This window comes from Janibacter limosus NBRC 16128 (genome assembly GCF_001570985.1).
GTDB lineage: Bacteria > Actinomycetota > Actinomycetes > Actinomycetales > Dermatophilaceae > Janibacter > Janibacter limosus.
The window spans coordinates 1-512 of the sequence record NZ_BCSS01000101.1 but is presented as its reverse complement, the minus strand read 5'-3'; the positions used below and the strand labels follow the sequence as shown (position 1 = coordinate 512).

Here is a 512-nt window from a genome sequence, read left to right as displayed (position 1 = left end):
GCGCTGGTTGAGTACGTCTCGAGGCTCGTACCTCGCACCTCGACGAACGGGGCTTGCGCTGGCCGAGGTGCGAGGAGCGCCAGCGACGAGCCTCGAGACCCCTCGACGAACGAAAGGAACTGACATGCGCGTGCTCGTCACCGGGGGAGCCGGGTTCATCGGGAGCAACTTCGTCCACCAGACGCTGGCGACCCGGCCGGACGCGGAGGTGACGGTGCTCGACGCGCTGACCTACGCAGGCTCGCTGTCCTCGCTGGACGGCGTGCTCGATGACGTGCGGTTCATCGAGGGGCAGGTGCAGGACGGCGCGCTCGTGGACTCGCTCGTGGGGGAGGCTAACCTCGTCGTGCACTTCGCCGCAGAGTCGCACAACGACAACTCGCTGAGCTCGCCGGGACCCTTCGTGCAGACCAATGTCGTCGGGACCTACGAATTGCTCCAAGCCGTGCGGCGCCACGGCGTGCGCTACCACCACATCTCGACCGACGAGGTCTACGGCGACCTCGCGCTCG

1 protein-coding gene is annotated in these 512 nt (G+C 67.6%); it reads left to right on the top strand.

The features are described 5' to 3' along the window. Window positions 1-124: 124 nt before the first annotated feature. On the top strand, window positions 125-512 hold a 388-nt coding region (locus tag JLI01S_RS16530), incomplete at its 3' end, for a GDP-mannose 4,6-dehydratase (protein ID WP_157075033.1).